Raw genomic sequence first — 8,875 nt, forward strand, 5'->3', positions numbered from 1 at the left:
GTCAACGGCCGGAAACCGCCGAAAGCCTGCCCGGCACACCGGACAGGCTGCTGACGCCGCGATCCTCAGACCCGGAAGGTGCCGACCAGGGTCTGCAGCTCGCCGGACATGCGGGCCAGCTCCTCCGCCGCCCGCTGCGAGTCCCCCACGCTCTCGGTGGTCATCCGGGCCGCCGTCGCCAGCGTGCCGACGCCCGCCGCGATCTCGCCCACCCCGTTCGCGGCCTCGCCCACGCCGCGGTTCATCTCGCCGGTGGTGGCCGTCTGCTCCTCCACGGCCGCCGCGATCGTGGTCTGGTAGTCACTGATCTTGGCGATGATCTCGCTGATCTCCCCGATCGCGGTGATCGCCGTGCCGGTGTCCGCCTGGATCGCCGCCACCCGCTTGCCGATGTCCTCGGTGGCCGAGGCGGTCTCCTGGGCCAGGTCCTTGACCTCGCTGGCCACCACCGCGAAGCCCTTGCCCATCTCGCCGGCCCGGGCCGCCTCGATCGTGGCGTTGAGCGCCAGCAGGTTGGTCTGCTCGGCGATCGCCGTGATCAGCTTGATCACGTTGCCGATCTCCGCCGACGAGTCACCGAGCTTGGCCACAGTGCTGTTGGTGGTCGCCGCCATCGTGACCGCCTGCCCGGCCACCTGCGCCGCCTGGTTGGCGTTCTCGGCGATCTCGCGGATCGACGCGCCCATCTCCTCGGAGCCCGCCGACACGGTGGCGACGTTCAGGCTCACCGCCTCGGCCGATCGGGAGACGGCGTCCGCCTGGGCGCTGGCCTGTTCCGCGCTGCCGGCGATCTCGATGCTGGTGGCCGACAGCTGTTCCGCGGCGGCGGCCAGCGACTGCGACGCCGTGCCCAGCGCCTGCACGGTCGACTGCATGCTGCCGGACGCGCGGTTGAGCGCCTGGGCCATCCCACCGACCTCGTCGCGGGACCGCACGTCCACCGTCCCGGTGAGATCACCGTCGGCGACCCGGTTCAGCATCTCCGAGACCAGCCCGAGCGGGCGGGTGATCCGGCGGACCGTGAGCCGGCCCAGCCCCGCGGCGAGGAGAAACCCCACCACCAGGCAGACCACCATCACCGTACGGCTGGAGCGATAGGCGTCCGTCGTCTCCTGGGCGGCCCGCGCGGCGCTTTCCGCCTCAAAGGTGCTCAATGTGTCCAGCGCGGTGTTCGCCTGGTCCACGAGCGCGATGGCATTCTCGCCGTAAGCCTTGGCGAAGGCGGCGTTGTCGCTGTTGGTGGCGGCCGGGATCAGCAGGTCGTCGCGAACCTTGACGAACGCGGCCAACGTCTGAGCGAGGCTGTCCACCGGAGCCCGCTGCGCCGCCTCGAGCCCGAGCGCCTCGTACTGTTCCATCTGCTGCGTCACCCGGCCGGCCGCGGCCAGGGCGTTCTGCCGCTCCGTCTCGGTGAGGGCCGGGGTGTTCGCGATGTTCATCATCGCGAGCGCGAACAGCTGATCGTCGAAGGCGCCCTGCGCGCCCGCGATGGTCGCGGACGGCTTCAGGTTCTCCTCGTAGATCGTCGTGGCGTTGGTGTTGGCCGTGCTCATCCCGGCCAGTCCGACAGTGGCCACCAGACCGCCGGCCAGCAGCGCGACCGCCAGCGCCAGGCTGATCTTGACGCCCACCCGCAGGTTGCCGAACCATCCACCACCGCTTTTCGCACCCATGACCTCACTATCAGTCACCAGCACCGCCCGGGTGGCGACTTTTGGAGATCAGAGCGGCAGCGTGACCGCCGTCGGCGTGCCCGCCGCGCACGTGACCGTCATCCGGATCCGGCTCTTGCCGTCCCGGAAGACGATCGCGGCCGTGGGCGCGGGTCCGTCGGTGACCTTCTGCACCTCATAGGGATCCGTCGGCGTCCAGGAGACCAGTTCGGCCTTCCCGGCGTCGGTGCACCGCGCCTCGACCGTGCCGCCGGCTGACGTGAACGTCCGCGACTCGGCGGACGGCTCTTCGGTCGTCGGCTCGGCCGTGGGCTCCGGTGGCGTCGCGGACGCGGCCGGATCGCTGGTCGCGGCGGGCGGCAGCGCCTGCACAGCGCCCCCCGAGGGAGTGACCGACGGGGCCGCGCGGGTCTGGCCGGGCGCCACCGCCCCCGCGGTGGGCCGGGCCGGCGTCGCGGCGGGTCCTTCCGGTGCCCCGCCGGTCGCCGACCGCCCGGCGATCGACGAGGGCACGGTCGCCGCCACCTCGGCGTCGCCGCCGGGCCCACCCGGCAGGAACGCCCACAGCACGACGGCCGCGATGACCGCGGCCGCGACACCCCCGACGATCAGCGGCCCGGTCGACCGCTCCGGAACTGCCGCCACCAGCTCCGGCTCCGGCGCGGGGGCCCGGCTCAGGGTCGCGGCCACCTCCTCGGCGCTCGGCCGTTCCCCGGGCTCCTTGCGCAGGCACCGGTTGACCAGGTCGGTGACCTGCGGCGGGACCTCTCCCAGCGGGGGCAGCGGCGCCGGCTCGACATAGACGTGCGCGGACAGCATCTGCGTCGTGCTGTCCACGCTCCACGGCGACTCCCCGGCCAGCAGCCGGTACATCAGCACGCCGAGGGCGTACACGTCGGAGGCAGGCTCCACCGGCCCGCCGGTCAGCCGCTCCGGGGCCAGGTAGGCGGGGGTGCCGAACAGCGCGTCCGCGGGGTCGGCCGGCCCGGCCACCGCGGCCAGCCCGAAGTCGACAACCTTCGCCCCGTCCCGGGTGACCATGACATTGCCGGGCTTGACGTCGCGGTGCACCAGCCCGTCGGCATGGGCGGCGGCCAGCGCCGCGGCCACCTGCCCACAGATCCGGAAGATCAACGCGGGCGGCAGCACCCCGGCCCGCATCCGCTGCTGCAACGTGACGCCGTGGACAAGCTCCATGACCACGTACGGGACCCGGCGCCCGCCCTCGTCCGACTCGCCGAAGTCGTAGACCTGCGCGATGTTCGGGTGGGACAGCGTCGCGGCGGCCCGGGCCTCGTCCCGGATCCGGGCGCGGAACTGGGGATCACCCGCATACCGGCCGGCCAGGACCTTGACCGCGACCGAGCGCCCGAGCACCTCGTCACGGGCACGCCAGACGACCGCCGTGCCGCCCCGGCCGAGCTCGTTCAGCAGCGCGTAACGGCCGCCGAGCACATGCTGCTGCACCTCCATCCGAGGCAGTCTGCCCGCAAAGAAGAGGATCCGCACTGCGCGCCGCCGGTGAAGATGGCTCACCTTGTCGCCGCCCGCCGGGAAGAGCACCCAAATCGGAAAGTGAGCGGGCAATCACAGGGAGATCTTGCAGATGAGGAGAAACGCGAGCCCGACGCCGGCCGGGCTCCACCATCCGCTATGGACGGTCGGCGGTCACTCCGCGGGCGGCGGCGGGTGCTTCATCCACCATTCGGTGAACTGCCGGGCCTGCCCGAGATTGTCCAGCCGGAGCACCCACATGTTGCTGTATGTCCGGGGCGGCTTCCGGTAGACCGTCGTGGCCTCGATGAGGGCCAGTTCCTCCGTGACGATCAGCGGGTGCCACTCGAAGGTCGTGTCGCCCGGCTCGTCCTTGGCCCGCAGCCACTGCGCCACGATCTCCTCCCGCCCGAGCCACGGTTTCGCATACGGCTCCGTGAAGTAGGCCGCGTCCTCGGTGAACAGCCCGCCGATGTCCTCGGGGTCGTTGGACTCCCAGGCCCGGCGGTAGCCCTGCACCCAGCCGGTGACTGCGTCGAGGCTGGTCATCGTCTCCCCCTCCGAGCGGGAACCACATCCGGCAGCCTACCCAGCCGGTGGGCGGCCGGCAGGTGGTCGATGCCGGTGATCTGCACGCCGCTCATGAATACGCCGCCCGCTGGAACTCGGCGCGGGCGCCGTTCCACAGGAAGTCGCCGACCTGCGTCATCGCGATGGCGATCAGGTCCTCGTGGGGGTCGTTGAACCACGTCGTGCCAAAACCGCCGGACCAGCCGTATTGGCCCGGCCGGGTGGCGGGCGGCTCCGGGGTCAGCGCCACACCCATGCCGAAGCCCCAGCCGCTGCCGCTGAGGATCGCGCCGCCGCCGGCGACCTGCTCGGGGGTCAGCCGGTTGGTGGTCATCAGCTGCACGGACTGCTCCGACAGCAGCCGGGTGCCGCCGTGCACGCCCCGCTTGAGCAGCATGCGCGCGAACACGTGAAAGTCGTCCACGGTGGACACGAGCCCGCCCGCGCCCGAGGGGAACACCGGCGGGACGCCCCAGCCCTCGGACGTCTGCTCGGTCAGCTTTCCGGTGGCCGCGTCGATCAGATAGGGGGTCGGCAGCTGCGCGGCTCGCTCGGGCGGCAACCAGAAGCCGGTCTCGCTCATGCCCAGCGGCTCGAACAGCCGCTCCCGCAGCAGGTCACCGAGCGGCTGCCGGGCCGCCCGGGCAAGCAGCACGCCGAGCACCAGGGAGCCGACGTTGTACAGCCAGCGCTCGCCGGGCTGATACATCAGCGGGAGGGTGCCGAAGCGCCTGATCCACTCCTGCGGGTCGTGCGGGGTGCGGGGCTCGGGCGCGCCGAGCACGAGTCGCAGCTCCTCGGCGGCCCGGACGATCGGGAACGGCGGATCGAAGGTCGGCTCGGTGAGGGCGCCGAAGCCGTTCCGGAAGGTCAGCAGGTCTTCCACCGTCACCGGGCGGCGCGCCGGGACGGTCTCGTCCAGCGGGCCGTCGACGCGGGCGAGCACCCGCTGGCCGGCCAACTCGGGGAGCAGCCGGTGGACCGGCTCCTCGAGGTCGATGACGTCGTCCTCGACCAGGATCATCGTGACGGCGGCGAGCATCGGCTTGGTCAGCGACGCGATGCGGAAGACCGTGTCGCGGCGCATCGGCACAGCGCCGCCGACCGCCGTCGTGCCGATCACCTCGACCCGGACGTCGTCACCGCGCGCGACGAGCGTGACGATCCCCGGGAGCTCGCCCCGCTCGACCCGCGCCGCCATCGCCTGCTGCATCGAAGAGGTCTGCATGACCTCCACCCTGCCATCCGGCACCGACAAAAATCAGAAGCCGGCGATGACCGTCTTGCCGATCACCGAGCCGCGCTCGACGGCGGCGTGCGCCCGGCGCAGGTTTCTCGGCGGTGCTGCCGTCGAACCGCGCGGTCCGCCGGCCGCGCCGAGCACCAGCAGGGTGCCGGTGCTCGCGGCGGTGAGCCGGAGCCGGTCGAACAAGCGCCTGCCAGGCGGTCAGCGTGGTCAGCGGCAGGGCGGCGGCCTGCGCGAAGTCCAGCGCGTGGGCTTGGGGCTGACGATCCGACTGCGCATCCGTGCCGGGGCGGGCGATCGAACCCGCATTGCCAGACCTCGGCGCGCGTGACCGCCGGGCCCACCGCGACCACGTCGTACCCCGGGGCACACTGCGCCGCCTCGATGAGCACGGCCTGATCAACCGCACGGTCTATCCGGCGGTGCCGCTGCACGTCGAGTACTCGCTGGGCCGGGACGCCGGCGAACCGCTGCCGCGCCGCTGGGTGGTCGACAACACCGATCGCGTCCCCGGCCAGGTTTTGTCGGACCCTCCGGCTAGCGTCGGAGCGTGACCAAACAGTGGCGGCATTTGCCCGCACCCGCCCGGCCGATCGCCACGGCCACCGACGCCGCGGTGCTGGCCGCGCGCAATCACGACGCCGAGGCGCTGACCACGGCGGTGGGCGAGCTGGCCGCGTTGGACCAGGCCCAGGTGGGCCTCATCCTGGGCACGGCAGTGCGGCTGCTGCTGGAGCTGAGCCATCCGGACGGGCTCGACGGCGACGACATCCGTGCCGTCCTGGAGCAGAGCGTCCGATCGGCGGCCCCGTGGCAGCCGGAGGTGGATCCGCACGTGGTGCTGGTGCTGCTGGCGGGCGCGCTGGGCGTGCACGACAACGAGGAGCCGCCGGTGAAACCGGATGCGCTGGCCCGCCATTCGACGCTGCTGATCGCCCACCTGCTGGGGACGCGAGAGGTGGGGGAGGTGGTGACGCTGGCACTCGGTGAGATCGAGCGCGCCCAGCTCAACGACTGACCGGCGCGGATCGCGATCTTGTCCCGGGCGACCTTCCAGCCGGCAGGGGTCAGCGCGGGTCGCGGTCTTGTCCCGGGCGGTCTCCGGCCGGCAGGGGTCAGCGCGCGGACCGGCGCGGGTCGCGGTTTTGTCCCGGGCGGTCTCCGCCGGCAGGGGTCAGCGCGGGGAACGGCGCCGGGGACCAGCGCGGGTCGCGTCCTTCTCCCGGGCGGGCCTCCGGCTGGCAGGGTCAGCGCGGGGACCGGAAGGCGTGCCGGTAGGCCTGTGGGCTGGTGCCGACGATCCGCTTGAAGCGTTCGCGGAAGGCGGTCGGTGAGCCGAAGCCGACCCGTTCGCCGATCCGGTCCACGCCCTCGCCGGTGGTCTCCAGCAGGTGCTGGGCCTGCCGGACCCGGGCCCGGTGCAGCCACTGCAGCGGGGTGGTGCCGGTCTGCTCGCGGAAGTGCCGGTTGAGCGTGCGCGTGCTCATCCCCGCCCGCGCCGCGATGTCGGCCGTGGTCAGTTCGCGGGCCGCGCTCTCGTCGAGCCAGCGCAGCAGCGGTTCCATGGTGGAGCCGCGCGGCGCCGGCGGCCGCTCCGGCACGATGAACTGTGCCTGCCCGCCGTCACGCTCCAGCGGCATGACGGAGAGCCGGGCCGCGTCGGCCGCAACCGCCGAGCCGTGGTCGCGCCGGATCAGGTGCAGGCAGAGGTCGAGCCCCGCAGCCGCCCCGGCCGAGGTCAGGAACTGTCCGTTGTCCACGTAGAGCACGTCGGGATCAACCTCGACCGCCGGATACCGCTCGGCCAGCAGCCCGGCGGCCAGCCAGTGCGTGGTCGCCCGCCGCCCGTCCAGCAACCCGGTCGCGGCCAGCACAAACGCGCCGGCACAGATGGACGCGATCCGGGTGCCGCGACCCGCGGCCGCCCGCAACCGACCGACAACCTCATCCGGTACGTCCCCAGCAGGCGCAACGACCCCCGGCAGGATGATCGTGTCGGCGGTGTCGAGCGCGTCCAGCCCCCAGGGCGCCCGCAGCACGAAGGCACCGGCGTCAACCTCGGGAGTGGGTGCACAGACGCGTACCTCGTAGGCGGGCCGCCCGTCGGCCAGCCGGGTCCGCGCAAAAACCTCCAACGGCGTCGACAGGTCAAAGGCGACAACGCCGTCAAGCGCGAGCACGGCCACGAGGTGCATGGCCGGGCAGCCTACCGCAGGCCTGGCGAGAATCCGTTGGCATCTGGCATTCCAGCCACTGTGCGGAGGTTCGCGACCCGCATAGCGTCATCGACCGTGACAAAACTGCTCCTGACGATCCACGTCCTGGCCGCGATCATCACCATCGGCCCGGTGACCGTGGCGGCCAGCATGTTCCCCGCCGCCACCCGGCGAGCCCTGGCCGAGCCCGCCGACCGGCACGGGATCGCGGTCCTGCGCAACCTGCACCGGATCTGCCGCGTGTACGCCGCGCTGGGGGTGCTGGTCCCGGTGTTCGGCCTGGCCACGGCCAGCAGCCTGGGTGTCGTGGGAGATCCCTGGTTGATCATCTCGATCGTCCTGACCGTGGCGGCGGCTGCGGTGCTGGCCTTCCTGATCCTCCCCGGCCAGGCGGCGATCCTGGACGGGGAAAACGCACTCGCATCGGCGACCACGGACAGTGGTGCACCCGAGCAGCGGTCACGGACCGCAACGGGTCCGGCGGGCGGCATGGGGTCTTCGGGCGCTGGGCCACTTTCGGGCGCCGGGCCACTTTCGGGCGCCGGGCCATCTCAGACCACGCCCCATTCGGCCGCCGGGCCGTCCGATACCGCGCCGCTCTCCGCCGCCGGGCCATCCCATACCGCGCCGCTCTCCGCCGCCGGGCCATCCCATACCGCGCCGCTCTCCGCCGCCGGGCCATCTCAGGGCACGCACAACTCCGCTGCTGGGCGGTTTCAGACCGCTGCGGCCTCTCCGACGGCCGCGTCCCAGGCTGCCGCGGCGTCCGAGGTGGCGTCACCCGGCGGAGCGATCTCTGCCGGGCGGGTGGCTGCCCGGCTCGGCATGGTCACCGGGGTCTTCAACCTGCTCTGGGCGGTCGTCGTGGTCCTGATGATCGTCCGGCCCGGCTCCACGACGGGGGTGTGACCGTGCCGTTCCGGCTGCTGCGGGCCTCCGCTCTCGTTGAACTGCTCAGCCTGGTCCTGCTGCTGGCCAACCTGGCCACCGTGCACTTGCCACCCGTCGCCTCACTGCTCGGGCCGGTGCACGGGTGCGCCTACCTCTTCGTGATCGGGGCGACGCTGCGGCTGACCACCGATCTGCGAACCCGGCTCACCGCGATCGTCCCGGCGATCGGCGGGCTGCTCGTGCTGCGCCGGACAGGGCCAGGTCGTGCGGGTGGGGATGTATCGACGGGCCCCACGGGTCGTTGAGCACTTCGGCGGCGGTACCTCGCCGGCGCCGAAAGTCCGCTCGACAGGAGCCCGCCATGGCCAAGCAACGACCGGTCCCGCCCGGTGGCAGGAAGCCGGCGAACGCCCGGGACCGACAGGCCAACCCGGCCCGCCCGCAGCCCGCGCCGCCCGGCCCCCGCCAGCCACGCGCGGGGGACCCGTCCGACCCACGCCCCATCGCGGCCCCCCTCAGGCAACCCCCGCAGGCCTGGGCCCAGGAGACCCCACAGAGCCGGGAAGCACCTCAGGCCGCGGAAGGACCTCAGGCCCGGCAGCGAAATCAGGCCACGGAAGTACCTCAGGCGCCGGAAGGACCTCAGGCGCCGGAAGGACCTCAGGCGCCGGAAGGACCTCACGTCGCGGAAGGACCTCACGTCGCGGAAGGACCTCACGTCGCGGAAGGACCTCACGTCGCGGAAGGACCTCACGTCGCGGAAGGACCTCACGTCGCGGAAGGAC

Annotated in this window: 9 protein-coding genes and 1 pseudogene; 4 read left to right on the forward strand and 6 right to left on the reverse strand. The window is 72.6% G+C overall.

Annotation, left to right across the window (positions count from 1 at the left end):
- Nucleotides 1-65: 65 nt before the first annotated feature.
- The 5 genes from ACIBQZ_RS31715 to ACIBQZ_RS31735 form a co-directional block, all read right to left on the reverse strand.
- The gene (locus ACIBQZ_RS31715; protein ID WP_396092496.1) at nt 66-1,673 is read right to left on the reverse strand and encodes a methyl-accepting chemotaxis protein; all 1,608 of its coding nucleotides are present in this window, start codon (nt 1,671-1,673) and stop codon (nt 66-68) included.
- Nucleotides 1,674-1,721: 48 nt separating this feature from the next.
- Nucleotides 1,722-3,146, reverse strand: a complete 1,425-nt coding sequence (locus ACIBQZ_RS31720) for a protein kinase (RefSeq protein ID WP_396092497.1) — start codon at nt 3,144-3,146, stop codon at nt 1,722-1,724.
- A 195-nt stretch (nt 3,147-3,341) separates the two neighbouring features.
- A complete protein-coding gene (locus ACIBQZ_RS31725) occupies nt 3,342-3,716 on the reverse strand; it encodes a nuclear transport factor 2 family protein (RefSeq protein WP_396092498.1) in 375 nt (124 codons plus the stop codon).
- 91 nt (nt 3,717-3,807) lie between these two features.
- On the reverse strand, nt 3,808-4,965 hold the full coding sequence (locus ACIBQZ_RS31730; RefSeq protein ID WP_396092499.1) for a serine hydrolase domain-containing protein: 1,158 nt from the start codon (nt 4,963-4,965) through the stop codon (nt 3,808-3,810).
- A 33-nt stretch (nt 4,966-4,998) separates the two neighbouring features.
- Nucleotides 4,999-5,169, reverse strand: coding sequence for a hypothetical protein (locus tag ACIBQZ_RS31735; protein ID WP_396092500.1), 171 nt, complete (start codon nt 5,167-5,169; stop codon nt 4,999-5,001).
- 122 nt (nt 5,170-5,291) lie between these two features.
- On the opposite strand from ACIBQZ_RS31735, the gene ACIBQZ_RS31740 reads away from it, so the two are divergent.
- Entirely contained in the window at nt 5,292-5,537 is a 246-nt protein-coding gene (locus tag ACIBQZ_RS31740) for a winged helix-turn-helix transcriptional regulator (protein ID WP_396092501.1), read from the forward strand.
- Nucleotides 5,534-6,001, forward strand: coding sequence for a hypothetical protein (locus ACIBQZ_RS31745; RefSeq protein ID WP_396092502.1), 468 nt, complete (start codon nt 5,534-5,536; stop codon nt 5,999-6,001). The genes ACIBQZ_RS31740 and ACIBQZ_RS31745 overlap by 4 nt, the downstream gene beginning before the upstream one ends.
- Nucleotides 6,002-6,230: 229 nt before the next feature.
- On the opposite strand, the gene ACIBQZ_RS31750 is transcribed toward ACIBQZ_RS31745, so the two are convergent.
- Complete coding sequence (locus tag ACIBQZ_RS31750) at nt 6,231-7,178, reverse strand: GlxA family transcriptional regulator (RefSeq protein ID WP_396092503.1); 948 nt, start codon at nt 7,176-7,178, stop codon at nt 6,231-6,233.
- Nucleotides 7,179-7,274: 96 nt separating this feature from the next.
- On the opposite strand from ACIBQZ_RS31750, the pseudogene ACIBQZ_RS31755 reads away from it, so the two are divergent.
- A pseudogene (locus ACIBQZ_RS31755) lies at nt 7,275-7,601 on the forward strand (hypothetical protein); the annotation flags it as partial.
- Nucleotides 7,602-8,104: 503 nt separating this feature from the next.
- Complete coding sequence (locus ACIBQZ_RS31760) at nt 8,105-8,395, forward strand: DUF3817 domain-containing protein (protein WP_396092504.1); 291 nt, start codon at nt 8,105-8,107, stop codon at nt 8,393-8,395.
- The last annotated feature ends 480 nt before the right edge of the window (nt 8,396-8,875 follow it).

Origin of the sequence: Actinoplanes sp. NPDC049599, assembly GCF_044465625.1 — a bacterium.
Lineage (GTDB): Bacteria > Actinomycetota > Actinomycetes > Mycobacteriales > Micromonosporaceae > Actinoplanes.

Coding starts and splice junctions, on each gene's coding strand:
- ACIBQZ_RS31720 (WP_396092497.1), bottom strand. CDS start 3,146: ATGGAGGTGCAGCAGCATGTGCTCGGCGGCCGTTACGCGCTGCTGAAC.
- ACIBQZ_RS31725 (WP_396092498.1), bottom strand. CDS start 3,716: ATGACCAGCCTCGACGCAGTCACCGGCTGGGTGCAGGGCTACCGCCGG.
- ACIBQZ_RS31730 (WP_396092499.1), bottom strand. CDS start 4,965: ATGCAGACCTCTTCGATGCAGCAGGCGATGGCGGCGCGGGTCGAGCGG.
- ACIBQZ_RS31715 (WP_396092496.1), bottom strand. CDS start 1,673: ATGGGTGCGAAAAGCGGTGGTGGATGGTTCGGCAACCTGCGGGTGGGC.
- ACIBQZ_RS31750 (WP_396092503.1), bottom strand. CDS start 7,178: ATGCACCTCGTGGCCGTGCTCGCGCTTGACGGCGTTGTCGCCTTTGAC.